Annotated in this window: 28 protein-coding genes; 23 read left to right on the forward strand and 5 right to left on the reverse strand. The window is 65.2% G+C overall.

Annotated features, from left to right (window positions below):
- From RSW2DRAFT_RS18605 to RSW2DRAFT_RS16380, 10 genes are all read left to right on the forward strand, one after another.
- Positions 1 to 250 (forward strand): hypothetical protein (locus tag RSW2DRAFT_RS18605; protein WP_232209704.1); only part of this gene is annotated, 250 nt, incomplete at its 5' end.
- A 299-nt stretch (positions 251 to 549) separates the two neighbouring features.
- Positions 550 to 1,290, forward strand: a complete 741-nt coding sequence (locus tag RSW2DRAFT_RS16340; protein ID WP_008032994.1) for a metallophosphoesterase family protein — start codon at positions 550 to 552, stop codon at positions 1,288 to 1,290.
- A gap of 5 nt (positions 1,291 to 1,295) precedes the next feature.
- Positions 1,296 to 2,804, forward strand: coding sequence for a serine/threonine protein kinase (locus tag RSW2DRAFT_RS16345; RefSeq protein WP_008032996.1), 1,509 nt, complete (start codon positions 1,296 to 1,298; stop codon positions 2,802 to 2,804).
- 252 nt (positions 2,805 to 3,056) lie between these two features.
- Positions 3,057 to 4,151, forward strand: a complete 1,095-nt coding sequence (locus RSW2DRAFT_RS16350) for a transporter substrate-binding protein (protein WP_008032997.1) — start codon at positions 3,057 to 3,059, stop codon at positions 4,149 to 4,151.
- The gene (locus RSW2DRAFT_RS16355; protein ID WP_008033000.1) at positions 4,148 to 4,747 is read left to right on the forward strand and encodes an ANTAR domain-containing response regulator; all 600 of its coding nucleotides are present in this window, start codon (positions 4,148 to 4,150) and stop codon (positions 4,745 to 4,747) included. Before RSW2DRAFT_RS16350 ends, RSW2DRAFT_RS16355 begins: the two co-directional genes overlap by 4 nt.
- On the forward strand, positions 4,744 to 5,622 hold the full coding sequence (locus tag RSW2DRAFT_RS16360; RefSeq protein ID WP_008033002.1) for an ABC transporter permease: 879 nt from the start codon (positions 4,744 to 4,746) through the stop codon (positions 5,620 to 5,622). Before RSW2DRAFT_RS16355 ends, RSW2DRAFT_RS16360 begins: the two co-directional genes overlap by 4 nt.
- Positions 5,623 to 5,638: 16 nt before the next feature.
- Positions 5,639 to 6,559, forward strand: a complete 921-nt coding sequence (locus RSW2DRAFT_RS16365; protein WP_008033003.1) for an ABC transporter permease — start codon at positions 5,639 to 5,641, stop codon at positions 6,557 to 6,559.
- A 17-nt stretch (positions 6,560 to 6,576) separates the two neighbouring features.
- On the forward strand, positions 6,577 to 8,193 hold the full coding sequence (locus RSW2DRAFT_RS16370; protein ID WP_008033004.1) for an ABC transporter substrate-binding protein: 1,617 nt from the start codon (positions 6,577 to 6,579) through the stop codon (positions 8,191 to 8,193).
- Between the two features lie 3 nt (positions 8,194 to 8,196).
- A complete protein-coding gene (locus RSW2DRAFT_RS16375) occupies positions 8,197 to 9,156 on the forward strand; it encodes an acetamidase/formamidase family protein (protein ID WP_008033006.1) in 960 nt (319 codons plus the stop codon).
- Between the two features lie 20 nt (positions 9,157 to 9,176).
- A complete protein-coding gene (locus tag RSW2DRAFT_RS16380) occupies positions 9,177 to 10,937 on the forward strand; it encodes an ABC transporter ATP-binding protein (RefSeq protein ID WP_008033007.1) in 1,761 nt (586 codons plus the stop codon).
- Between the two features lie 95 nt (positions 10,938 to 11,032).
- On the opposite strand, the gene RSW2DRAFT_RS16385 is transcribed toward RSW2DRAFT_RS16380, so the two are convergent.
- The 5 genes from RSW2DRAFT_RS16385 to RSW2DRAFT_RS18750 are packed head-to-tail and all read right to left on the reverse strand — an operon-like array spanning position 11,033 to position 15,035.
- A complete protein-coding gene (locus tag RSW2DRAFT_RS16385) occupies positions 11,033 to 11,407 on the reverse strand; it encodes a hypothetical protein (RefSeq protein ID WP_008033008.1) in 375 nt (124 codons plus the stop codon).
- Position 11,408: 1 nt separating this feature from the next.
- Entirely contained in the window at positions 11,409 to 12,110 is a 702-nt protein-coding gene (locus tag RSW2DRAFT_RS16390) for an ABC transporter ATP-binding protein (RefSeq protein WP_008033009.1), read from the reverse strand.
- 2 nt (positions 12,111 to 12,112) lie between these two features.
- The gene (locus RSW2DRAFT_RS16395) at positions 12,113 to 13,246 is read right to left on the reverse strand and encodes an ABC transporter permease (RefSeq protein ID WP_008033012.1); all 1,134 of its coding nucleotides are present in this window, start codon (positions 13,244 to 13,246) and stop codon (positions 12,113 to 12,115) included.
- Positions 13,243 to 14,403 (reverse strand): efflux RND transporter periplasmic adaptor subunit, encoded by a 1,161-nt coding sequence (locus tag RSW2DRAFT_RS16400; RefSeq protein ID WP_008033017.1) that lies wholly within the window; start codon positions 14,401 to 14,403, stop codon positions 13,243 to 13,245. The genes RSW2DRAFT_RS16395 and RSW2DRAFT_RS16400 overlap by 4 nt, the downstream gene beginning before the upstream one ends.
- Positions 14,403 to 15,035: a TetR/AcrR family transcriptional regulator gene (locus RSW2DRAFT_RS18750; RefSeq protein WP_269630921.1), complete on the reverse strand. Its 633-nt coding sequence runs from the start codon at positions 15,033 to 15,035 to the stop codon at positions 14,403 to 14,405. The genes RSW2DRAFT_RS16400 and RSW2DRAFT_RS18750 overlap by 1 nt, the downstream gene beginning before the upstream one ends.
- A gap of 125 nt (positions 15,036 to 15,160) precedes the next feature.
- Here RSW2DRAFT_RS18750 and RSW2DRAFT_RS16410 point away from each other — a divergent pair, with 125 nt between their 5' ends.
- The 13 genes from RSW2DRAFT_RS16410 to RSW2DRAFT_RS16470 all read left to right on the forward strand — a co-directional run.
- Positions 15,161 to 16,237 (forward strand): lipoyl protein ligase domain-containing protein, encoded by a 1,077-nt coding sequence (locus RSW2DRAFT_RS16410; protein WP_008033019.1) that lies wholly within the window; start codon positions 15,161 to 15,163, stop codon positions 16,235 to 16,237.
- Complete coding sequence (locus RSW2DRAFT_RS16415; protein ID WP_008033020.1) at positions 16,234 to 16,914, forward strand: type 1 glutamine amidotransferase family protein; 681 nt, start codon at positions 16,234 to 16,236, stop codon at positions 16,912 to 16,914. The genes RSW2DRAFT_RS16410 and RSW2DRAFT_RS16415 overlap by 4 nt, the downstream gene beginning before the upstream one ends.
- Positions 16,915 to 17,021: 107 nt before the next feature.
- A complete protein-coding gene (locus RSW2DRAFT_RS16420) occupies positions 17,022 to 17,402 on the forward strand; it encodes a DsrE/DsrF/DrsH-like family protein (protein WP_008033022.1) in 381 nt (126 codons plus the stop codon).
- Positions 17,403 to 17,451: 49 nt separating this feature from the next.
- Positions 17,452 to 18,207 (forward strand): 4Fe-4S dicluster domain-containing protein, encoded by a 756-nt coding sequence (locus tag RSW2DRAFT_RS16425; protein WP_008033026.1) that lies wholly within the window; start codon positions 17,452 to 17,454, stop codon positions 18,205 to 18,207.
- 36 nt (positions 18,208 to 18,243) lie between these two features.
- A complete protein-coding gene (locus tag RSW2DRAFT_RS16430) occupies positions 18,244 to 19,614 on the forward strand; it encodes a heterodisulfide reductase-related iron-sulfur binding cluster (RefSeq protein WP_008033028.1) in 1,371 nt (456 codons plus the stop codon).
- A gap of 4 nt (positions 19,615 to 19,618) precedes the next feature.
- Positions 19,619 to 20,674, forward strand: a complete 1,056-nt coding sequence (locus tag RSW2DRAFT_RS16435) for an FAD-dependent oxidoreductase (protein WP_008033030.1) — start codon at positions 19,619 to 19,621, stop codon at positions 20,672 to 20,674.
- Positions 20,674 to 21,564: a hypothetical protein gene (locus tag RSW2DRAFT_RS17285; protein WP_008033031.1), complete on the forward strand. Its 891-nt coding sequence runs from the start codon at positions 20,674 to 20,676 to the stop codon at positions 21,562 to 21,564. The genes RSW2DRAFT_RS16435 and RSW2DRAFT_RS17285 overlap by 1 nt, the downstream gene beginning before the upstream one ends.
- Entirely contained in the window at positions 21,551 to 22,297 is a 747-nt protein-coding gene (locus tag RSW2DRAFT_RS16445) for a 4Fe-4S dicluster domain-containing protein (RefSeq protein WP_008033032.1), read from the forward strand. The genes RSW2DRAFT_RS17285 and RSW2DRAFT_RS16445 overlap by 14 nt, the downstream gene beginning before the upstream one ends.
- On the forward strand, positions 22,297 to 23,223 hold the full coding sequence (locus RSW2DRAFT_RS16450) for a CoB--CoM heterodisulfide reductase iron-sulfur subunit B family protein (protein WP_008033033.1): 927 nt from the start codon (positions 22,297 to 22,299) through the stop codon (positions 23,221 to 23,223). The genes RSW2DRAFT_RS16445 and RSW2DRAFT_RS16450 overlap by 1 nt, the downstream gene beginning before the upstream one ends.
- A complete protein-coding gene (locus tag RSW2DRAFT_RS16455; RefSeq protein ID WP_008033037.1) occupies positions 23,220 to 23,666 on the forward strand; it encodes a hypothetical protein in 447 nt (148 codons plus the stop codon). The genes RSW2DRAFT_RS16450 and RSW2DRAFT_RS16455 overlap by 4 nt, the downstream gene beginning before the upstream one ends.
- 12 nt (positions 23,667 to 23,678) lie before the next feature.
- Positions 23,679 to 24,119: a glycine cleavage system protein H gene (locus RSW2DRAFT_RS16460; RefSeq protein WP_008033039.1), complete on the forward strand. Its 441-nt coding sequence runs from the start codon at positions 23,679 to 23,681 to the stop codon at positions 24,117 to 24,119.
- Between the two features lie 129 nt (positions 24,120 to 24,248).
- Positions 24,249 to 24,743, forward strand: a complete 495-nt coding sequence (dsrE2, locus tag RSW2DRAFT_RS16465) for a sulfur carrier protein DsrE2 (protein ID WP_008033041.1) — start codon at positions 24,249 to 24,251, stop codon at positions 24,741 to 24,743.
- Positions 24,744 to 24,757: 14 nt separating this feature from the next.
- Positions 24,758 to 24,960 (forward strand): sulfurtransferase TusA family protein (locus RSW2DRAFT_RS16470; protein ID WP_008033042.1); only part of this gene is annotated, 203 nt, incomplete at its 3' end.

Genomic DNA, 24,960 nt, shown 5'->3' on the forward strand with positions numbered 1-24,960 from the left:
GTTTTCAAACCCTGCCGGAATTGGCTGCATCTGCGGTGCGGTGCCTGACGAGTGCTGGTCGGCCATTGCGGTTCTCCCCCCGAAAAATTCCATGCGGCACCTTCGCCGCCCGATCTTGCCCCGCTTGGCGGCCTGGGCAGGATTATCCCAAGGGGGTCTTAACACACCCGTGAAGTGTCTGTTAAGTCTTTTTGTTCATTATATTTTCTTGTTAATCTATTTACCGTTTGGCTTGTCAATCGGTAAATAACTTTGCAATGCTCATGCTATTCGCAATAAAATTCAACAGCATATCGCGTTCCATCGCGTCGCGTTTTCCGGTGTCGTCCGGTAACAGCCTGTGAAAAGCCGGTGGTGCGCCCAGCCGTGGCCCGGGTGCGCGGCAATCACGACCGGGAATCACGGCGCCGTGATTCGCCGTGACAAAACCGCAAGCAGCCCCGCAATGCAATTTCCGACCGGCCGCCATGCACTGCGTGCAAGCTTTTGCTTGCGGGGCGGCGGCGGCGGATGCAGGGTAAAGGCCGAAATCGGCGGAAGGGGCGCGTGATGCGGATTGCGATCCTGACAGACATCCACGGCAACCGCGAGGCGTTGACGGCGGTGCTGGCCGATCTGGCCGACCGCCACATCGACCAGATCGCGATTCTGGGCGACATCGTCGGCTACGGCCCCGACCCCGACTGGTGCACCGATGCCGTGATGGCGATGGTTCAGGCCGGGGCGTTCTGCGTCATGGGCAACCACGACAGCGCCATCGGCAACACGAACGAGATGATGAACGCCGATGCCCGCCGGGTGATCGACTGGAGCCGGGATCGGCTGTCGGACGGCCAGAAGGCGTTTCTGGCAGGCCTGCCGATGACCGAAGTGCTGGATGACCTCATGTTCGTGCATGCCAGCGCCAACCATCCCACCGACTGGATCTATGTGACCAGCGCCCACAAGGCGATGCCGTCGTTCCGGGTCTGCGGGTCGCGGGCGATCTTTTGCGGGCATGTGCATGTGCCGGCCCTGATCTGCTGTGATGGCGGCGGCCGTGTGACCGAGCAGCGCTTTGTGATGGGCATGCCGATGCCGCTGATCCGCTCGCGGCGCTGGCTGGCGGTGGTCGGCTCGGTCGGCCAGCCGCGCGACCATAATCCGCGTGCGAGTTATGCGGTTTATGATATGGGGAAGAACGAGTTGACCTTTCGCCGGGTCGGCTATGACAATGCCGCCACGGCCGAGAAACTGCGCAAGGCGGGGCTGCCGGAATCGCTGGCGGCCCGGCTGATGCGAGGGGAATAAGTATCATGCTGCGACCCTATGCCGGTCTGGAAATCGACGGCTTCAAGCTGGGTGAATGTCTGCACAAGGGCGGTTTTGCCACCATCTGGGATGTGACGCATCCGATGTATCGCACGCCGATGGTGATGAAGGTTCCCACCATCCTTGACGGCTATGACGGCCCCACCATCGTCGGCTTCGAGGTCGAGCAGATGATCATGCCGCGGCTGACCGGGCTGCATGTGCCGCGCGTGGTGGCCGAGGGCGATTTTTCGGTGATGCCCTATATCGTCACCGAGCGTATCCCCGGCGCCTCGCTGCTGGAGTATTTCAAGACCAAGCCGCGGCCGCTGTCGGAGGTGGTCGAAACCGCCGCGAGGCTGGCAGCCGCGGTGCATGATCTGCACAAGCAGCATGTGATCCACCTGGACCTGAAGCCCGACAATTTCGTGCAGCGGGTGACCGGCGAGATGGTCTGCATCGACTTCGGTCTGTCGCGGCATGACGAATTGCCCGATCTGCTGGCCGAGGAATTCACCATTCCGATGGGCACATTCCCCTATATCGCGCCCGAACAGATTCTGCGCAGCCGTGACGATCTGCGCAGCGACATCTTTGCGCTGGGGGCGATGATCTATGAGCTGGCCACCGGGCGGTTGCCGTTCGGCCAGCCGGAAAAGCTGAAGGGCGCACGCAAGCGGTTGTGGCGCGCGCCGCTGCCGCCGCGGGCGATCGACCGGACGATCCCCGAATGGTTGCAGGAAATCATCCTGCATGCGCTGGAGGTCGATCCGGCCCGCCGTTACCAGTCGGCGGCGCAGATGCTGTTCGATCTGACCCACCCCGGTCAGGTCAAGCTGACCGAGCGCAGCCGCAAGACCGAGGCCGATGGGGCGCTGACGCGGTTTCGGCGCTGGCGGCAGATGCGGCGGGTCAAGGGTTTTGCCGCGCCGCATACGACCAGCGCCCAGATCAACCGCGCCGCGATCATCATGGTGGCGGTCGATCTTTCGCCCGAGATGGAAAGGCTGGCAGGCCAGTTGCTGCTGGCGGTGCAGCGGATGCTGAACAACCGCCCCGACGCCCGGGTGGCCTGCGTCAACGTCATCAAGACTGCCCGGATCGGCATCGACACCACCACCACCGATGAGGGCGACCATATGCATGTGGCCCGCCTGGTGGCGTTGCGCACCTGGGCGGAATCGCTGGATCTGACCGAGGACCGGCTGACCTTTACCATCCTCGAAGGCTCGGACCCGGCGCGCATCCTGATCGACCATGCCGAAACCCTGCATGTCGATCACATCGTGATGGGCGCGCGCAGCCATTCCTCGACCCGGCGCTTCCTGGGGTCGGTGTCCAGTCAGGTGGTGTCGGAAGCCTCGTGCAGTGTCACGGTGATCCGCATGCCCATGGTGGCGCAAGGTGCTGCAGACCCGGACGGGCCGGCAGAGCTTGCCGAACCCGTGCCGGAACCCGCGACGGAACCCGCGCCGGAACCCGCGACGGAACCCGCGCCAGCCTTGTCGGCCTGACGGCCCCTTGCCGGTGCTGCTGGTCTGGTTGCTGCCGTTTGTGCCGCCGGCGCCGGATTTTCCGCCCGTTTTTTCATCATGTGCAGGCCCGGCCGTCCCTCTGCCCGACAAGGCCTGCCCAACAAGGCTTGACGGAATCGGTCCGGGCAGGAAAGGTGGGGCCTCAACATACTGGCATCCGAGCCTCGTTCCCTGGTCTGGCCCCATTGCGGCCCGCAGCGGGAGCGGGGCTTTTTTGTTGCGGAACGGTGCATGAAGCGGCAGATCGACCTTGGGCTACTTTACTCGCGGCAGGGCACTTATGCGCTGATCTCGCAGGCCTGTCGTGTTGGCGCGCTGGCGGCGATGGCCGAGGTGAACGCCGACCCGTCGCTGGACATCTGTTTCACCCCGGTGGAGCGTGATCCGGGTGGCAACATCGACCTTTACGGCCCGCTGTGCGAAGAGATCCTGCGCGACAGTTCCGCCCGGCATGTGGTGGGCTGCGTGACCTCGTGGAGCCGCAAGGAGGTGATCCCGACGCTGGAACGCGCCAGTGGCACCTTGTGGTATGCCGTGCCCTATGAAGGCTTCGAAGCCTCGGACCGGGTGGTTTACACCCATGCCTGCCCGAACCAGCACCTGTTGCCGCTGCTGGCCTGGACTTTCGCCAATTTCGGCAGGCGCGGCTATCTGACCGGCTCGAACTACATCTGGGGCTGGGAGATGAACCGGCTGGCGCGCGAGACGCTGGATGCGGCGGGCGGCGAGACGCTGGGCGAGCGGTATCTGCCGCTGGGGTCGGTGGAGGTGGACCGGATCATCGAGGAGATTCGCGTGACGCGGCCGGATTTCGTGCTGAACTCGCTGATCGGGCCGTCGCAATATGCGTTTCTGGAACGCTATCGGCAGTTGGGGCTTGAGGACGCGCATTTCCGCGCCGAAACCTGCCCGGTGCTGTCGTGCAACCTGACGGAATGTGAATTGCCCGCCATCGGGGCTGCGGCGGAAGGGCTGATCGCGGCGGGGCCGTATTTCCGCGACAGCGCCGGTCAGGGATTTGGGCAGGGCTTCGGCTCGTCGCACGAGGCGTCGGCACATTCGGCGGTGTGGATGCTGGCGCGGTTGCTGGCCGGGCGGCCGGGGGCGGAAAACCTGCCGCTGTCGGCGTTGCTGGCGCTGCCTGCCGCGGCGGGGCTGGGGATCGACGCGAAAACCCATCACACCACGCTGCCGGTGCTGATCGCGCAGGTGCGGGGCGGGCAATTCCGGGTGGTGCAGGATTTCGGCCGCATCGCCGGCGACCCCTATCGCTCGGCGGGCGTGGACGCGATGCCGACAGCGCCACGGCTGCGGGTGGTGACATGAAGCGCCGGGTTCGCAGCCAGAACCTTGCCGGGGCGCAGGCCTGGCTGTTGCACCGCCCGCACCCCACGGTGCAAGCGTTGCAGCGGCAACTGGCGGCCATCGGGCTGATGGTCGAGCAATGCTGGCCCGATCTTCCGGCGGCGGCCTTGGGGGCGGATTTCATCTTTTTCGACGCCGATCAGGGCGATGACGCGCAATTCCCCTGGGCTCCCGGTGCGGCGCCGATGCCGATGATCGCGCTGATCGGGTCGGAAGCACCGGGCCGCATCGAATGGGCGCTGAACGCCGGGGCTGATGCGCAACTGCTGAAACCGGTGGGCGATGGCGGGGCGTTCTCGGCCTTGCTGACGGCGCGGGCGACGTTCGATCTGCGCCAAGCCCTGTCGGCGCAGATTGCCGATCTGCAACAGCGGCTGGACCAGCGGCAAACCGTGGTGCGGGCGGTGACCATGCTGATGGGGCTGGGGCGGACCGAGGACGAGGCCTATGCCCAGTTGCGGCAGATGGCGATGGCCTGGCGCATCAGCTTCGAGGCCGCCGCTTTGCGCATCGTCGAAGCCGGGCGCGGGCCTGCCGCCGGGAAGGTTGGCCCATGACCGCAGCACTGGCGTCCCCGCGCCCGGCAACGGCGCTGCGCCGGTTGGCGCGGCGGCCGATGGCGGTCTTGGGCATCGTGCTGATCATTCTGGTGGTGGCGGGGGCGGTGCTGGCACCTTGGCTGGCGCCTTACAAACCCGAGGAACAACTGTTCGACGGGTTGACCCTGCAAGGCGCGCCGATGCCGCCGGGGGGTGCCTATCTGCTGGGCACCGACCTCTTGGGCCGCGACCTGTTCAGCCGGTTGCTGTATGGCGCGCGCACGTCCTTGGTGATCGGGGTGGTGGCCAATGGAGCGGCACTGCTGATCGGCACGCTGATCGGCATCACCGCCGGGTTCTTTCGCGGCTGGATCGGGGCGGTGCTGATGCGCTTTACCGACCTGATGATGGCCTTTCCGGCGCTGCTGCTGGCGATCTGCCTGGCCGCGATCTTTTCGCCGTCGCTGTGGATCGTCGCCATGGTGATTGCATTGGTGAACTGGGTGCAGACCGCGCGGGTGATCTATACCGAGACCACCTCGCTGGCCACGCGCGACTTCATCGCCGCCGAGCGCACGCTGGGGGCGGGCACCGGGCGCATCCTGTTCCGCCACATCCTGCCGCATCTGATGCCGACCATCATCGTCTGGGGCACGCTGGGCATTTCGACCACCGTGCTGCTGGAGGCGACGCTTTCCTTCCTTGGCGTCGGCGTGCAACCGCCCACCCCAAGCTGGGGCAACATCATCTTCGAGAACCAGACCTATTTCCAATCCGCCCCCTGGCTGGTGTTCATCCCCGGCGCGGCGATCATCCTGCTGGCGCTGGCGTTCAATCTGGTCGGTGACGCGCTGCGCGACGTACTGGACCCGACGCAACGAGGCCGCGAATGAGGGGGGGCCGCACCTGATGCCCGCCTATGTGCTGCGCCGCCTGCTGGTGTCGGCGCTGATCCTGCTGGGGGTCAGCCTGATCACCTTTTTCCTGCTGTATGTGCTGCCCGCAGACCCGGTGCGGCAGATCGCGGGCCGCTCGGCCACCACCGCCACGGTGGAAAGCATCCGGCGCGAGCTGGGGCTGGATCAGCCCTTTCTCATCCAATACGGCCACTACCTTGCGGGCCTGCTGCAAGGCGACCTTGGCCGCAGCTATCTGCAGAAGACCGAGGTGGCGACGCTGATCGCCAGCCGCCTGCCCGCCACCTTGCTGCTGATGGTGGGCGCGATTTTCTGCGAACTGGCGCTGGGGCTGAGCATGGGCATTGCCGCGGCCTTGCTGCGCGGCAGGGTGGCGGATCAGGCGCTGATGATGGCGTCTTTCGTCACCGTCTCGGCACCGCAATTCGTGGTCGGGCTGCTGATGCTTTATGTCTTTGCGGTCAAGCTGGGGTGGTTTCCGATCGGCGGTTACGGCACCTTCCTGCACCTGGTGCTGCCCGCGCTGACCTTGGGCATCCTCGGCTCGGGCTGGTATTCGCGGATGATGCGCTCGTCGATGATCGACGTGCTGCGCGCCGACTACATCCGCACCGCCCGCGCCAAGGGGCTTGGCCGTGCCCGCGTGGTGCTGCGCCACGCCCTGCCCAACGCCATCCTGCCGGTGATCGCGATGATCGGCATCGACATCGGCATCTTCATGGGCGGCATCGTCGTGGTGGAATCGGTGTTCGGCTGGCCCGGCATCGGCCAGCTTGCCTGGCAGGCGATCCAGCGCGTCGACATCCCGATCATCATGGGCGTTACCCTGGTTTCCGCCATCGCCATCGTGCTGGGCAACCTGCTGGCCGACCTGGTGGCGCCGTTCATCGACCCGAGAATAAGACTGAAGTAGACAACAGGAGAGAGAAAATGAAGAAACTGCTTGCTTCGACCGCCCTGCTGCTGGCCCTGACGCTTCCGGCGCTGGCCGAGGAATACACCCCCGACCCGAACGCCAAGCAGGGCGGGGTGATGCTGATGACCTACAAGGACGACGTGGCAACGCTCGATCCCGCCATCGGCTACGACTGGCAGAACTGGTCGATGATCCGGTCCTTGTTCGACGGGCTGATGGACTATGTGCCGGGCACCACCGACCTGCGGCTGGGCCTGGCCGAAAGCTTCGAGATCTCGGACGACGGGTTGAGCTATGTCTTCAAGCTGCGTCCCGGCGTCAAGTTCCACAATGGCCGCGAGATGACGGCGGAAGACGTGAAATACTCGCTGGACCGGGTGACGCTGCCTGCCACCCAGTCGCCCGGCTCGGGGTTCTTCAGCATGATCAAGGGCTATGACGCCATGGTCGGCGGCACGGCCACCAGCCTGGAAGGCGTGACCGTGGTCGATCCGCTGACCGTGAAGATCGAGCTTTCGCGCCCCGACGCCACCTTCCTGCATGTCATGGCGATCAACTTCTCTTCCGTGGTGCCGAAAGAGGCGGTCGAGGCGGCGGCGGGTGATTTCGGCAAGATGCCGGTCGGCACCGGCGCCTTCAAGATGACCGAATGGACTTTGGGGCAGCGGCTGGTCTTCGCGCGCAACCCCGACTACTGGCGTGCGGGCGAGCCTTACCTGGACGGCGTGACCTTCGAGTTCGGGCAGGAACCGGTGGTGTCGCTGCTGCGCCTGCAGAACGGCGAGATCGACATTCCCGGCGATGGCATCCCGCCCGCCAAGTTCACCGAAGTGATGGACGATCCGGCGCAGAAGGCGATGGTGGTGCAGGGCGACGTGCTGCACACCGGCTACATCACCATGAACGTCACCGCAGCCCCGTTCGACAAGGTCGAGGTGCGCCGCGCGGTGAACATGGCGATCAACAAGACCCGCATCGTGCAGGTGATCAACAACCGCGCCGCCCCCGCCACCCAGCCGCTGCCGCCCGCCATGCCCGGCTATACCGCCGATTACGCGGGCTATCCCTATGACGTGGAGGGCGCGAAAAAGCTGCTGGCCGAGGCCGGGTTCCCCGATGGCTTCGAGACCGATCTTTATGTGGTGAACACCGACCCGAACCCGCGGATTGCGCAGGCGATCCAGCAGGATCTGGCGGCCATCGGCATCACGGTGAACCTGCAATCGCTGGCCGCCCCCAACGTGATCGAGGCGGGTGGGGCTGGCACCGCACCGATGGTGTGGTCGGGTGGTCTGGCCTGGGTCGCCGACTTCCCCGATCCGTCGAACTTCTTCGGCCCGATCCTCGGCTGTGCCGGGGCCGAGCCCGGCGGCTGGAACTGGGCCAAGTATTGCAACCCCGATCTGGACAAAGCCGCCGTCGCCGCCGACAGCATGTCCGATCCCGCCAAGCTGGCCGAGCGGTTGAAGGCCTGGTCGGACATCTACATGAAGGTGATGGAAGACGCACCCTGGGCGCCGGTGTTCAACGACCAGCGCTTTACCATGCGGGGCGCGCGGATGGGCGGCGAGGGTGCGCTGTATGTCGATCCGATTGCCACGGTCAATTTTGACTATGTGTATGTGAAGTAAGCCATGTGCAAAGCCTGCAACTACACCATCCATGGCGCGCAGCATCATTTCGGCTGGGATAACTCCCTGGCCCCGGTGCTGCGCGCCGAACCGGGATCGACGATCCTGTTTCATTGCAATGATTCCTCGGCGGGCCAGCTTGGCCCGTCGTCTACCGTGGCCGACGTGACGGCATTGGATTTCGGCAAGATCAACCCGGTGTCGGGGCCGATCTATGTCGAAGGTGCGGCGCCGGGCGACGCGCTGAAGATCACCATCGAAAGCTTTGCGCCACGGCTGACCAGCGGCGCGGGGTTTGGCTGGACCGCCAACATTCCGGGCTTTGGCCTGCTGGCCGACCAGTTCACCGAAGCCGCCCTGCATGTCTGGAAATACGACGCCGCCAGCATGGAGCCAGCACTTTGGGGGCGCGATGGCCGGGTGCCGCTGAAGCCGTTTGCCGGCACCATCGGCAATGCTTTGGCCGAGCCTGGGCTGCACTCGGTGGTGCCACCGCGGCGGGTTGGCGGCAACCTTGACATCCGCGACCTGAACGCCGGGGTGACGCTGTATCTGCCGGTCGAGGTGGCGGGGGCGCTGTTCAGCGTTGGCGACACCCATGCCGCGCAGGGTGACGGCGAGGTGTGCGGCACGGCCATCGAAAGCCCGATGGACGTGGTGCTGACGCTCGATCTGGTGAAGGGCGCCAATCTGAAAACCCCGCGCTTCACCACGCCGGGGCCGGTGACGCGGCATCTGGACGCCAAGGGTTATGAGGTGACCACCGGCATCGGCCCGGACCTGATGTCTGCCGCCCGCGATGCGGTGGCGGGCATGGTGGACCTGCTCTGCGCCCAACGCGGCATGGCGGCGGTTGATGCCTATATGCTGGTCTCGACCTGCGGCGATCTTCGCATCAGCGAGATTGTCGATATGCCGAACTGGGTGGTCAGCTTCTACTTCCCGCGCTGCGTTTTCGAATGACGCAAGGCGGGCAAACCCGGATGGGGGCGACCAAAGCCCCCGTCCTTTCGGTGCAGGGGCTGACGGTTTCCGTGCGGGCCGAGGGCGTGGAACGGCCTTTGGTCGAGGGCCTGTCGTTCACCCTTGGCCGGGGCGAGACGCTGGCGATTGCCGGTGAAAGCGGCTCGGGCAAGTCGATCACCGCGCTGGCGATCATGGGGCTGTTGCCGCCGCCTGCGGTGCGGGCCAGTGCCGGGCGGGTGCTGCTGGGCGATACCGACCTGCTGGCGCTGCCCGAATCCCGGCTGCGGGCGATCCGGGGCGACCGGGTGGCGATGATCTTCCAGGAGCCGATGACCAGCCTCAACCCGGTGATGAGCATCGGCGCGCAACTGGCCGAGGCCCTGCGCACGCACCAGCCGCTGTCGCGCGGCGAGGCGCGGGCGCGGGCATTGGCGGCGCTGCAATCGGTGCGGATCTCGCAGCCCGAGCGGCGGCTGTCGCAATACCCGCATGAACTTTCCGGCGGCATGCGGCAGCGGGTGATGATCGCCATGGCGCTGGCGCTGAAGCCCGATGTGCTGATCGCCGACGAGCCGACCACGGCGCTGGACGTGACGGTGCAGCGCGAGGTGCTAGACCTGCTGCGCGATCTGCAGCGCGAGACCGGCACCGCCATCATCCTGATCACGCATGACATGGGCGTGGTGGCCGAAATGGCCGACCGGGTGGTGGTGATGCGCGAGGGCCGCGTGGTCGAGGACGGGCCGGTGGCGCAGATTTTCACCGCCCCGCAGGCCGACTACACCCGCGACCTGCTGGCCGCCGTGCCGCGCATGGGCAACGGCGCGCCGCGCCCCGGTGATCCGGCGCTGGATGCCGCGGCCCCGGTGGCACGGCTGCGCGACTTGGCAGTGCGGTTCGACATTCATGGCGGCATGCTGGGTCGCATCACCCATCGGGTGCATGCGGTGGAACACGTCAGCTTCGACATTCGTCGCGGCGAAACCTTTGCCTTGGTGGGCGAATCCGGTTGCGGCAAATCCACCATCGCCCGGGCACTGGCGGGTCTGGTGCCGCATGATGGCGAACTGGAGGTGGCAGGCCAGCCCCTGCGCGGCCTGAACCGCGCCGGGCGGCAGGCGATCTGCCGCAGCGTGCAGATGGTGTTTCAGGACCCAATGGCGGCGCTGGACCCGCGGATGACGGTGGGCGATCTGGTGGCCGAACCGCTGCTGATCCACGGCATCGGCACGCCCCCTGAACGCCGCGCCCGTGCCGCCGACCTGTTCGCCCGCGTCGGGCTGTCGGCGGATCAGTTGGACCGCTATCCGCATGAATTCTCGGGCGGGCAGCGCCAGCGCATCTGCATCGCGCGGGCATTGGCGCTGAACCCTGGGCTGATCGTCTGCGATGAAAGCGTGTCGGCGCTGGATGTGTCGGTGCAGGCGCGGGTGCTGGACCTGCTGGCGGCGCTGAAGCGGGAATTCGGGCTGTCGTATCTGTTCATCAGTCACGACATGGCGGTGGTGGAAAACATCGCGGACCGGGTGGCGGTGATGTATCTGGGCCAGATCGTCGAGATGGGCAGCCGGGCGCAGATTTTCGGCAACCCGCGCCATCCCTATACCCGCCGCCTGATTGCCGCCGTGCCGGTGCCCGACCCCGCCCATGTGCGAAGCGATCCGCCCCGGCCCTCGGGCGAGGTGCCAAGCCCCATCCATCCGGTCGGCACAGCGCCACAGCGGGTTAAACTGCTGGATATCGGCGCAGGCCATCTGGTGGCAGACGACGCCGCCTGACCGCCCCACCGCCGCCGCCGCCGCCACCGCCGACAGGCAAGGTGCAGGCTTCGGCGCCGATCATGTTGCGCGCGGGGCAGGGGGTGTGCCTGCGCTCAGGCCCGGTGCCAGACCGCCAGACCAATGCCCGCCCAGACCAGCGTGCGCAGGGTCATCGCAGCCACCGTGCGCGCCTCGTAAGGCCCGCCGCGCAGCACATGCAGGCCAAAGGCCACCAGCACCAGCAGGGTGGCGGCAAGGATGCCGAAGCAAAGGCCGCGCGCCCAAGGCAATCCGCGCCAAAGCCCGACCCCGGCCAGCACATAGGCAAACCCGGCCAGAAAGTTGAACCACAGCACGAAGGGCACCACCGCCCCCATGTCAACGCCGCCAAACAGCACCCGCCCACCCGAAACCACCGTCAGCGCGCCGAACACCACGGCGATGACGGCGGATATGGTAACGGCGCGTGATCTTTCCAGGGTCTGCATCTCAGCCGCCCGCATCGTCCACCAGCACCCCGTCGCGCAGGTGGAACAGCTTGTCGAACCGATCAAAGATCTTTTCGTCATGGGTCACGGCGATGATGCAGGCGTCCTGCTCGGTCGCCAGCTTGCGCAACAGGTCCATCACGATGCCCGCGCGTTTGCTGTCCAGCGCCGCAGTCGGCTCGTCGGCCAGGATGATGCGCGGGCTGTTGGCCAATGCGCGGGCAATCGCCACCCGCTGCGCCTCGCCGCCCGACAGCAGCGCGGGCTTGACGGTGGCGCGGTGGCCAACCTCCAGATAATCCAGCAATTCCTGTGCGCGGGCATTGGCGGCATCGGCCTTCATCCCGGCCAGATGCAGCGCCACCGCCACGTTTTCCCGCGCGGTCAGGAAGGGCAGCAGGTTATGCGCCTGAAAGATGAAGCCGATCTTTTCCAGCCGCAGCCGCCGCAGGTCGCGGCGCAGCCAGTGGCCGTCGAACACCGCCTCGCCATCCAGCGACAGCTTGCCCGCCGAGGGGTCGATGATGCAGCCGATGACGTTCAAGAGCGTGGTCTTGCCCGAGCCCGAGGGGCCAAGCAGCGCCACCACCTCGCCCGCATGCACCCGCAGATCGACCGAGCGCAGCGCATCGACCCGGGTTTCGCCCGCGCCGTAATGCTTGGCCACCCCCTGCACATCGACGATGATCCGCGCGCTGGTCATGTTCAGCTTCCCAGTGCCGTGGCCGGATCGACCTTCAGCGCCGCCCGCACCCCAAGACCCGAGGCCGCGAGGCAGACCACGAAGATGATCGCGCCCAGCATCGCCACGTTGAACGGCTCCAGCAGCACCCGGCGCGGGAAGACGTCTTTCACCAGCAGGATCAGCGTCAGCCCGATGGCCCAGCCGGTCATGCCCAGCACCAGCGCCTGCTGCACGATCAGCGCGATGATGGTGCGGTCGGGCGCGCCGATCAGCTTCAAGGTGGCGATCTGCTTCAGCTTTTCCATGGTCATGGTGTAGATGATCAGCGCGATCACCACGGCGGACACCGTCAAGAGGATGCCCAGAAACAGCCCGATCTGCCGCCGCGCCCGATCGACCACCGAGACCAGCAGCAGGTTTTCCTGCTCGGCTTGCGTCAGTGCCTGCAGGTGTTTCCACTGCCGCACGGTTGCCGCCAGCGCCACGACATCCGCCCCCGGTTCCAGCCGTGCGATGACCGCGGCGACGTTGGCGCCGGCACCTGCCACCCCCCCGCGCGCCGCCTGCACCCGGGCCGCCGCCGGGGCCAGCCGGGTCTGCAGGTCCATCGCGTCGGCCAGCGTCAGGAACACCGCCGGATCGCCGCCCGAGTTCATGGTGTCTTCCACCAGCCCGACCACGCTGTAGCGGTCACGCCCCAGCCGCAGCACATCGCCCGGCACCAGACCGGATTTGCGGTCGGCCACGATCTCGAAATGGCTTTGCTGGATGCCGCGACCTTCGGCAATGTGGATCGGCCCGCCGATATGGCCCGGCTGATAGCCGATCAGGTAAAGCCGCATGGTGCGGCCGGCGTGATCGGCCTCGATGGTCTGGTAGGTGATCGCCCCCGCCGCCGCCACCCCCGCCATCCGCGCCACCGCATCGCTGGTATCGGCGGGGATGGACGAGCTTTCGGCAAACGGCCCCTGAGTGCCCGCTTCCACCACCCACAGGTCAGCCTGCGGTGCCTTCACGATGTTCAGCGCATCGGCGACCAGGCCGTTGTAGATGCCGATCATCGCCAGAACCACGGTCATCAACAGGCCCAGCCCGGCGCAGGTCAGCACGAAGCGGAACAGATTGTGCTGCACGTCTTTCAGCGCGAGGTTCATGGCGCAGGGCTTTCGGCGCGGGCCAGTCGACCTTCGGCTGCCCCCTTGACCGGCGCTGCCACGATCTGCGCGCCTTCGGGCAGGCCCTCGGCCAGTTCGACCCGCCCCGCCTCGTCGCGCGCGCCGAAGATCAGGGTGGCCCGGACCAGCTTGCCGCCTTGCAGGGTCCAGACGCTGCCCTGATGGCCGTCAAAGCCGCTGATGGCAATTTCCGGCACCATCAGGGCGCGGGCGCGGGTGGCGGTGGTGATGCGCACCTCGGCCTGTTCGCCAAGGAACATCTGCGGCGGGCAATCGGTGCAGGTCAGCCAGACCTTGCGTTCCTCGTTCACCCGGTCGCTTTCCAGCCCGATCCGCGCCACCGACCCGGTAAACACCTGATGCGGCAACGACCGCAGGCGGATTTCGGCGCCTTGCCCAAGGGCCAGCAGCCCGGCGCGTTCTTCGTCGATGAAGGCCAGCACCCAGATGGTGGCGGGGTCGATCAGGGTGAAGATCGGCTCGCCCGCCTTGACCACCATCCCCGCCTCGGCCTGCCGCGACACCACCAGCGCGTCATAGGGTGCCAGCAAGGTGTGATGCGCCAGCAGGGTTTCTTCCAGCAGCAGCGCCGCCGCCGCGTCACCGCTTTGGGCGCGGCTTACCGCCACCTCGGCCGCGGCCACCCGCAGGTCGGCCTGCGCCACCGCCACGTCGCGGGCGGATTCCTCGGCGGCCTGGCTGGAGATGGTGGAGGATTTCGCCAGTTCCACCTGCCGCCGATTGGCCGCCTCGCGCTGCGCGAGCACGGCGGCGGCGCGTTCCACCGCGGCTTCGGCCTTGGCCAGTGCGGCTTGCGAGGCATCGACGGCAGCCTTGGACCGGGCGACGCGGGCCTGCTGCTCGGTGGGGCTCAGCCGGGCCAGCGGCTGACCCTTGGCCACGCGGTCACCGGCATCGACCGTCAGGTCGGTCAGCGCCGCCCCGACCTCGAAGCCGACGCGCGACAGGATGCGCGCCTCGACGGTGCCCAGGCCGTAAATCCGCAGCGCCACGTTGTCCTGCGCCTGCACCAGCGGCACCTTCAATGGCCGTTCGGTCAGGAACAGCCAGCCCGCCAATGCCAAGGCCAGCACCAGGCCACCCAGAACCAGCTTGTTTGTCAGAAGCTTGCGCATCATTCCCCTCGTTGTTCCGCAGGCACCCCGAACAGCGCCAGTTGTGCCGCAAGCAGGCGGCGGCCCTCGGCGGCCAGCGGGAAATCCCGTGCCCCCAGCGCCCAGCGGATCGCCAGCCCCTGCACCAGAGAGGTCAGCAAAACCGCGCCATCCTGCGGCGCCAGATCGGCGCGGATCAGCCCCGCCGCCTGACCATCACGGATTTGCACCAGCAAATGGCCGTGAAACGCCGCCAACCTGCCGCGGAACATCGCCCGCAGTTCGGCGTTTTTGACGTTCAGCTCGCGCGAGAACAGCAGCATTGGCATCGCCGGCATCGCCTCGATCTGCGCCAGTTGCGCCGAAACCAGCGCCGTCACCCGCCCCAGCGGCGTATCGGCCTGCGCCAGCGCCGCATCCCAGGCCTGCGCCAGCCTTTCGGAAACCAAAGCCGCAATCGCTTGCCACAGCGCGGCCTTGCTGGGGAAATGCCGGAAAATCGCCGCCTGCGTCACCCCCACCGCCTGCGCCACCGCCCCGGTGGTCACCCGGTCGGGGCCAAGCCGGTCGGCCAGCGTCAAAGCGCAGGCGATGATCTCGGATTTGCGAAGGTCGGCGGATTTGCGCATGGTGTCCAGTAAGTGATTACTCACTTACTTAAGCCCGAAGTCGCGGCCCTGTCAATCAGACATTGGTCTGTGGCGTCCGCTGGCGGATCATCTGCTTGACACATGCCGTTTCAGTGATGTGATGGGGGACCGGGACGAAAGGGGCAATCATGCGTTTGCGGGTCATTGATTTCGGGCTGGTTCCGGGCTTGCGCAGTCAGGCGGTGTATCACGGGCTGGCGGAAACCCTTGGCCCGGACAGCGATCCGATCCTGTCGCTGGCCTCGCCCGCGACGCCTTATGTCTGCGTCGGCATGCATCAGGACATCGAGAAGGAAGTGGATACTGCGTTCTGCGCCGCCCATGGCCTGCCGGTCTGGAGGCGGCAGGTCGGCGGTGGCGCGGTCTATCTGGACCACAACCAGCTTTTCACCCATTTCATCTATCCCGAGGCGAAGGCCCCCAGCCGTGCCGACCAGCTTTACCCGATGTTCATCGAACCGGTGGTGCGCACCTACCGCGAGATGGGGATCAACGCGGTCTGGCGGCCGGTGAACGACATTCAGGTCGATGGGCGCAAGATCGGCGGCACCGGGGCGGCCTCGATCGGGCAGGCCACGGTGATGGTGGGCAGTTTCCTGCTGGATTTCGACACCGCCACCATGGCGAAATGCCTGAAAGTGCCGTCGGAAAAGTTCCGCGACAAGCTGCGGCAGACACTGGACGACTACATGACAACCATGGTCAAGGAACTGGGCCATCTGCCCGACCGTGCCGATCTGAAGGCGCGGTTCCTGCGGCACTGCGCAGACGCGCTGGGGGTGCAGCCGGTGGCGGATCAGCCGACGCGCGCCGAATGGGTGGCCATCGAACAGGCCGAGGCGATGCTGTCGGACCCGGAATGGACCGACGTGCAGCACCGCAAGACCGTGGCGCTGGGCGTGAAGATCGCCGCCGACACCCATCTGACCGAGGCCGCGCGCAAGGCGCCGGGCGGCCTGGTGCGGGTGAACCTGCTGGCACGCGAGGGGCGGGTGGCCGATCTGCTGATCTCGGGCGATTTCACCTGCCTGCCGCCGGATGGGGTGGACCGACTTTGCGACAGCCTGAAAGGCGTGGCGCTGGACGAGGCGGCGCTGACGGCGGCAGCGACGGCGGCCATTGCCCGGCTGGGGCTTGATTTGCCGGGGGTGGCGGCGGCCGATCTTGCGGCCACCATCCTTGCCGCCGCGGAGGGTGCGCCATGAAGACGATCTGGGTTCTGCAACATACCGAGGCCGAATATCTGGGCCTGATCGAGGATCATCTGGAGGGGCGCAACCTGCGCTTCCGCTATTTCCGCCCCTTTGCCGCCGGTGGCATGGTGCCGCTGGAGCCGGGCAATGCCGATGGGCTGATCTTGCTGGGTGGCGGGCCTTACGGCATCGTCTCGGGCCATATCCTGCCGTCGCTGGGGCCGGAGTTGCGGCTGACCCGGGCGTTTCTGGATGCCGGGCTGCCGGTGCTGGGCATTGAACTGGGTGCGTTGATTCTGTCGGTGGCCGCCGGCGGCGGGGCGGCAGAGGCACCGCTGCGCTTTGAGGTGCTTAACACCGAAATTTTTGGTCTGGGCGATGCTGCGCCGCAGCAGATGCCGCTGACCTGCTATCTGCGCGACCGTCCGGTGCTGACCCCGGCGATGAAAGTCGTAATGACCGGACCGGGTGGCGAGGTGCTGGGCTTTAGCGTCGGTGAAAAAAGTATTGGCATCCTAGGGCATGCCGGAATGAAGCGCGGCATGGCCGAGGATCTGATCATGGAATTTGCCGAAACCCCGGAGGACACGCTGACCGGCCTGACCGCCCTGGGCGATCGGCAGTTTGAAATCGCCGAAGCGCTTGGACCCTTCATGGTGACGCTGGTTCGGCACTGTGGCTGGATGTAATACGCTGCACTGCGGCTGAGAATAAGTTTGACATTCAACTTTATACATATGACGAATATGGAATGTCTGGGGCCAGAAGCGGCCTTCGGGACAGGGGAGAGAACAGCTTGGCCAAGAAACTGATCATCATCATGGTGAACACCGATCCGCGCAACGGCGAGGAACTGGGCGCGCCGTTCTTTCAGGCCACGGTTGCCGCGGCGATGGATTACGAGGTGGATGTGGTCTGCACCGCGACCTCGGGCCAGTTGATGAAGAAGGGCTTTGCCGAAAAGCTGGTGGTCAAGCCGGGCAGCCCGAAGACGGTCTATGATTTCATCAAGGACGCGCACGAGGCCGGGGCAAAGTTCTACTGCTGCTCGCCCAACCTTGATCTGTTCGACATGACGGCCGACGACCTGATCCCGGAATGTGAAGGCATCGTCGGCGGTGCCAAGGTGATGGAGGACATCATGGAAGATGATGATGTCCGGGTCCTGACCTACTGACCGCACGCTTTTCACCGATACCCAGCCAGCCCGGAAGGAGGGGTCAGCAATGACGGCCCATACCAGATTGCCCCATCCGCCGATCAGCGATCCGGTTTCCGACAAGCCGGTGGTCGCCTATGAGAAGCTGGAAGAGATCTTCGAGGATATCCGCAGCCACCCGGTCTATGACCACGAGATTCACGGCTGTCTGAACTGCGGCATCTGCACCGCCACCTGCCCCTCGGCGCAATATTACGACTATTCGCCGCGCGAGATCGTGCAGCTTCTTTGGACGGAAAACCTGGAAGGCATCTATGACGCCATGCAGGAAAAGATCTGGGCCTGCGCCCAGTGCTATACCTGCGCCGCCCGCTGCCCGTTCGAAAACTCGCCGGGTGGGCTGGTGATGATCATGCGCGAAGTGGCGATCAAGCACGAACTGCCCTCGGTCAAGGAGGTGCTGCGGCCGTTCAGCCGGGTGCTGCTGAAGGTGGTCTCGACCGGCAACCAGCTGGCGCCGAACATGATCACCAAGGAGGCGTTTCCCGACTGGGGCCCCAACGTGGCCAAGGTTGATGCGCCGCTGATGATCCTGCGCAAGGCGATCCCGATGCCGACGATGCACACGCTGGATACCGCCTGGGAGGTCAATCTGAAAACCTCGGTCGAGCTTTACACGATCTGGGAAGCGACCGGCGTGCTGAAGCAGCTCGAGTCGGTGGATCAGAACCTGTTCGACGTGGTCGCCGACGTGATGGAGGAGAAGCGCGAGGAATGGGAAGACTGGCTGGAAGATAACGCCGATGAGGATGACGACGCCTGAGCAGACTTTGCCGTTGCGTTTTGGGAGGAGCACACGATGACCACGACGACAGGACCGGGTGCCAAGGGTGCCTACAACGGCTTTGGTGCCGACTGGACCGCCACCAAGCTGACCGACACCGAGGCCAAACGCGCCACCGGCTGGATCGAGGCGAAGATCGACAAGCGCTTTCTGCTGACCGGCAAGGACCGCAAGGAAGATGTGCGCGACATCATGTGGCAGTTGGAAAAGGACGGCGAGATCAAGGTCCACCGTGTCGCTGACCACAACGATCCGGTGATGGCCAAGACGCTGTATGGCTGGGACAAGAAGATCCCCACCAACAACCTGTGGCATCACAAGTCCTGCGGCCAGTGCGGCAACATTCCGGGCTATCCGTCCTCGGTGCTGTGGATCCAGAACCAGCTGGACATCCAGTATCTGGACGAGACCGACCAGACCTCGTGCACCGCCTGGAACTACCATGGTTCGGGCATCGGCAATGTGGTGTCGCTGGCGGCGGTGTTCCTGCGCAACTTCCATCAGGCCTATGTCAGCGCCAAGGCGCAGGGGTTGCCGGAAGGCACCTATTACCCGCTGATCCATTGCGGCACCTCGTTCGGCAACTACAAGGAAATCCGCGGCTTCCTGCTTCATTCGGCGCAGTTGCGCGAAGAGGTCAAGGCGATCCTGGGCAAGCTGGGGCGGCTGGTCGATGGCAAGCTGCTGATCCCCGAGGAGATTGTGCATTACAGCGAATGGCTGCATGTGATGCGCCACAAGATCGCCGAACGCCAGACCATCGACGTGTCGAACATCCGCGCCACGGTGCATCCGGCCTGCCATGTCTACAAGATGGTGCCCGAGGATGTGATCTATGACGACACCGTGCTGAACGGCGACAGGGTGGCGGTGACCACCGGGTTGTTGCAGACGCTGGGCGCGCAGGTGATCGACTATTCGACCTGGTATGACTGCTGCGGCTTCGGTTTCCGCCACATCATCGGTGAACGTGAATTCACCCGCAGCTATGCCATCGACCGCAAGATCAAGGTGGCGGTGGAAGAGGCGCGCTCGGACGTGATGCTGGGCCATGACACCGGCTGCATCACCACGCTGGACAAGAACCAGTGGATCGGCAAGGCGGTGGGCAAGATCTATGCGCTGCCGGTGATGGCCGATTGCCAGTTCGCCGCCCTGACCATGGGCGCGCATCCCTACAAGCTGGCGCAGTTGCACTGGCACGCCAGCCCCTTCGAGGGGTTGCTGGAAAAGATGGGCATCGACTGGGAAAAGGCCAAGGACGAATTCGTGGCCTATCTGGAAGAGGTCAAGGCCGGGCGGATCGAGACGCTGTATGACCCCAAGCGGGCCATCACCTCGGGCCCCGGCTATGTGAAACCCCCCAAGGCGTTGCAGGGAGCGTGAACTGATGAGCGACAACCCCATCCTGATCGTCGGCGGCGGCCCGGCGGGTCTTGCGGCGGCACATGCCGTCGGTGCCTCGGGGCGCAAGGCCGTGCTGGTGGAAAAGGCCGACCGTCTGGGCGGCGCGCCGATCCTGTCGGGCTATGCCAAGCTGGTGCCCAGCCACGAATGGGCCAAGGACGCCATCGGCGGCATGGTCACGCGGGTGCAGCAGAACGCCAATGTCACCACGCATCTGAACACCTCGGTGCAGACCTTTACCGGCGAACCCGGCGCCTTCACCGCCACGCTGAAGGACGGCACGGTGATCGCCGCCGACAGCGCCATCCTGACCACCGGCTTCACCCATTTCGACAGCCTGAACAAACCGGAATGGGGCTTTGGCACCTACCCCGATGTGGTGACCTCGGTGCAGGTGGAACAGATGATCTCGTCGGGCAAGGGCATCCGCTGCCCATCCGATGGCCGGGTGCCCGACCGGGTGGCGATCCTGCTGTGTGTGGGCTCGCGCGACCGTCAGATCGGCCGCGAATGGTGTTCCAAGATCTGCTGCACGGTTTCCGCCAACATGGCGATGGAAATCCGCGAGATGTCGCCCAAGACCAACGTCTACATCTATTACATGGACATCCGCACCTTCGGCCTGCTGGAGGGCGAGTTCTACTGGAAGAGCCAGGAAGAGGCCAAGGTCAAGTATATCAAGGCCCGCATCGCCGAGGTCACCTCGGATGGCAAGCGGCTGGTGGTGAAGGGCGAGGATACGCTGGTCAAGCGGCCGATCACCATCCCGTTCGACATGGTGGTGCACGCCATCGGCATGGACCCGAATGTGGACAACATGACTCTGTCGGCGATCTTCGGCGTCGGGCTGAACCGCTGGGGCTATCTGGACAAGGCCAGCACCTATGCGCATCTGGCCGAAACCACCCGGCCGGGGGTCTATACCGCCGGGGCGGCCTCGGGGCCGGAAACCATCGACGACAGCATTGCCCAGGGTCAGGCGGCGGCGCTGGCGGCGCTGACCCGGGCGGGCTTTGGCGCGCTGAAGGCTGCCGAGTGATGTTCGGATTTCGCCGCAAGACCCTGCCTTTGCCCCCGGCTGGTCCGGTGCTGGACCTGTCGGGCGACCGGCTGCGGCGGGCCTTTGCCGATCTGGCCGAGGCGTCGCGCCCCACCGGCGGCATCGCCCGCTATGTCACGGCGCTGGAGCTGAAATCGGCGCTGTTTGTCGAGGTGCTGGGCAATGGCGCCGACGCCATGACCGAGACCGAGTTTCTGGACCTTGCCGCCTTCATCGCCCCGGTGCGGCGGCGGATCGGCCCGGTGCTGGAAGCGCGCGGCATCGACGGCATGCGCGCGGCGATCACGCCGCTGCTGACCGGCGCGGGCGATCTGGAACAGCGGCTTGCCGGTTTCATCGCCGCCTTTCCGCAGGACAAGGCGCATCGCTGGGTGCGCGACCTTGGGGCCGAGCTGTTGCATTTCACCGCCCCCGCCGAGGTGCCGCTGATGACCCGCTGGGTCTGGGATGCCCGCGTCGGCACCGGGGTGATCCGCGAGATCTGGCACGCCGAGGATGTGGATGCCGCCCGGATCGAGGTGCCCGACGATCTGGCCACCTTTGCCACGCTGCGGGCCGAGATCGACGGCTTTCTGGCTGCCGAGGGCGTGTTCCGCGACCGGATCTGGTATGGCGACCTGCTGCTGTCGCACATCTATGCCGGCTACATCAACGACCGTGGCGGCCAGTATCTGCGCAACGATTTCACGGTGGAAGGCGACCCGATGCTGCACACCCGCCGCATGCTGGGGCTGGATGCGGTGGATACCGAAACCGGCCGCACCCGCCTGCGGCTGATCGACGGACGGGCGCATGAATTCGGCGGCAGCGCCACCGCCCGCCTTGCCGTTCTGGAACCGCCCGCCGAGGACCGCCATGCCCATTCATGAAAAATCGCTGATCCGGCCGGAAAACCTGGTCACCAACGACAATCTGGTGATCGACGGCGTCGATGTCTCGGGGCATTGGTCCACCTTCATCAAAAGCCGCACCGTCACCGACTACAACGAGGCGATGCAGGAAGAGATTGCCGCCATGCCGGGCGGCGAGAACATCCACCGCTGCTGGCAATGCGGTTCCTGCACCAATGCCTGCACCGTCAACGCCGTGAACCCCGAATTCAACCCGCGCTACTGGATTTACCTGATCCGCACCGGGATGGAGGAGGAACTGCTGCGCGACAAGGACATCATCTGGCAATGCGTCAGTTGCAACAAATGCACCTATGCCTGCCCGCGCGACGTGTTCCCCGAAGGCGTGATGAAGGCCACGGCGCATTGGCTGGAACTGAAGGGTCACACCGGCAAGAGCCCGTCGAGCCATTTCGACGACGACTTTACCGAAAGCATCATCGACACCGGCATGATCGAGGAAGCCCGCGTGCTGCTGACCTTCTTCAAGCGCACCAAGCAGCCCTTGGCGCAGCCATGGCTGATCGCGCTGATCACCAGCCTGTTGAAGAAGATGCCGGTGGGCTACCTGTTCCGGCTGGGCTTCCTGACCGTGTTCCGCCCGAAGGTGCGCAACTGGTCGAAGAACCGCGTGGCGTTGCAGGAATATGTTGACGAACGCAAGGCCGCACAGCGCGCGGCGCTGGGGATGACCGGCAAGGGGGATCACTGATGGCTGACAAGGATCGCAAGCGGGTCGCCTATTACCCCGGCTGCACGCTGGAGGGCACCGGGCATGCCTACAACCGCTCGACCAAGGCGGTGGGCAAGGAGCTGGGGCTGGAGCTGGTCGAGTTGAAGAACTGGAACTGCTGCGGCGCGATGGAAGTGAAGAACATCGACAATCAGGTGCAGACCTATCTGTCGGCGCGCAACCTGGCGATTGCCGAGGAGATGGGCTTTGACACGGTGATGGCGCCCTGCAACGGCTGCTATCACAACCTGAAAAAGGCCGAATACGATCTGGAGCACAACCCTACGGCCATTGCCGCCAACCAGCGGATTTCGCAGAAGGCCGGTCACGCGACCTATCATCCGGGCAAGGTGGAAACCATCCACGCGCTGGACTGGCTGATTGACGCGGTGGGGCTGGACGAAATGGCCCGCCGTGCGCAGGGTCGGCTGAAGGGCATGAAGGTCGCCAACTACTATGGCTGCATGTACACCCGGCCGCGCCACATCTTCCCGGAGAAAGACAAGGGTCCGGGCAGCGAATCAACCCTGAAGCCGCATTTCATGGATGACATCCTGGCCGCCGCCGGGGCCGAGAACGTCGAATTTCCCCTGAAAACCGCCTGTTGTGGTGGGGCGCATGCGCTGTCGGACAGCGACATATCGACCCGGCTGGTGCTGAACATCCTGGAAACCGCCGAGGCCTGCGGCGCCGAGGTGATCGCCACCGAATGTCCGACCTGCCACACTGGTCTGGAAATGCACAAGGTGCGCGCCGAAAAAACGCTGGGCCGCAAGACCAACATCAAGATCCTGTATTTCACCCAGCTTCTGGGCATGGCGATGGGGCTTTCGGCCAAAAAGGTCGGCGTGAACGAGAACTATCTGGATTCATCCGATCTTTTGAAGTCCAAGGGGCTGGGATGACGGCACCGGCGGCACCCTTCCCCGATATTCAGACACGGCTCGACCAGATGCTGGCGGCCCCGATTGCGGTGGCCGACGCTGTGGAATTGGCCGAACAGGCCCTGCGCGACGGCGAGACCGTGCTGGAGGCCTGGGTCACCGCGCGCGGCGAAACCCCGACCGACGAGACGGTTGAAGGCTTTCGGCTGCTGGCGCTGCACCGTCAGGGCGCGAAGGGCGAGCCAAGTTTCAACGCCTGTCGCGAAACCTGTCGCGAATTGGTCTATCTCCGCAACGTGGTTGCGCTTTATGATGATTCTGCTGCCGAGGCAGAAAAGCACTTGCGCCTGCAGGCGATGGTGCTGCGGCATCTGGCGCTGTTCGTCGGCGGCAAGATGACCGAATCCGGTCTTGGTGACTTTTGTTGTTCCGCGCGCCCGCTGCATCAACCGGGTGCTGCCTGAAAGGAGAAAGCCATGCCTGTCGTCAAAGGCTGCAACCTGCCCGACGAGTTGCTTTACGATGTGCCCAACAATCTGTGGTATCGCCCCGAAGCCGACGGCACCTTTACCGTCGGCATGACCATGATCGCCACCGGCATGGCCGGGGCGCTGGTGGCCTTTACCGCCAAGAAGGTCGGCAAGACCATCGAGGGCGGCAAATCGGTTGCGACGGTGGAAAGCGGCAAATGGGTCGGCCCGGCCAAGATCGGCTTTGATGTCGAGATCGTCGGCGTCAACGACAATCTGACCGCCAACCCCAAGCTGGCCAATACCGACACCTATGGACAGGGCTGGATGGTGCGGGTCAAGCCGGTGGATGCTGCTGCTGCGGCGGCGCTGACGCCGGGAGCGGCGGTGGCACCGATTTACGAGGCCAAGATGGCTGCCGACAATTTCGCGGGCTGTGCGGCCTGAATGACAAGCTGCCTGCTGCCCGACGCTGGGTCGGGCGGGGGCTGAAACCGGGGTTTGATGCCCGGACTGGCCATACCCCGGCTGTGGCGGGGGCAGGTCGGCGGGGGCTGCGCCCAAGGGGAGGATGCAATGCTGGACGAAACCAACGCCAAGTCGATGTCGATCATCGTCACCAAGGGCACGCTCGATTGGGCCTATCCGCCGTTCATTCTTGCCACCACGGCGGCGGCCATGGGGCTGGAGGTGACGATGTTCTTCACCTTCTACGGCCTGACGCTGCTGAAGCGGAAGCTTGATCTGAAGATGAACCCGCTGGGCAATGCCGCGATGGAAATGCCGATGGGCGGCATGCACATGGCGATGCCCAACATCATGGCGGCGATGCCGGGGGCGACCTCGCTGACCACCACCATGATGAAGAACATGCTGAAACAGAAGGGCGTCGCCTCGATCGAGGAACTGCGCGACCTGGCAATCGAAGCAGACGTCAAGATGATTGCCTGCCAGATGACCATGGACCTTTTCGAATACAAACCCGAAGACATGATCGACGGGCCTTCGATTGGCGGCGCCGCCTCGTGGGTCGAGGTCGCCACCCGCTCTGACATCAATCTTTATATCTGACGGAAGGACACTCCATGGCTGACGCCGTTCTTGATGCCAAAGGGCTGAATTGCCCGCTGCCGATCCTGCGTGCCAAGAAGGCGCTGAAGGAATTGCCGACCGGGGGCACGCTGGAAGTTCAGGCCACCGACCCCGGTGCCGTGAAGGATTTCGAAGCCTTCTGCCGCGCCACCGGCAACGAGCTGGTCGAGCAGCATGTGGATGGCAAGGTGTTCGT

The organism is Rhodobacter ferrooxidans (assembly GCF_000176015.1).
Taxonomy (GTDB): domain Bacteria; phylum Pseudomonadota; class Alphaproteobacteria; order Rhodobacterales; family Rhodobacteraceae; genus Pseudorhodobacter_B; species Pseudorhodobacter_B ferrooxidans.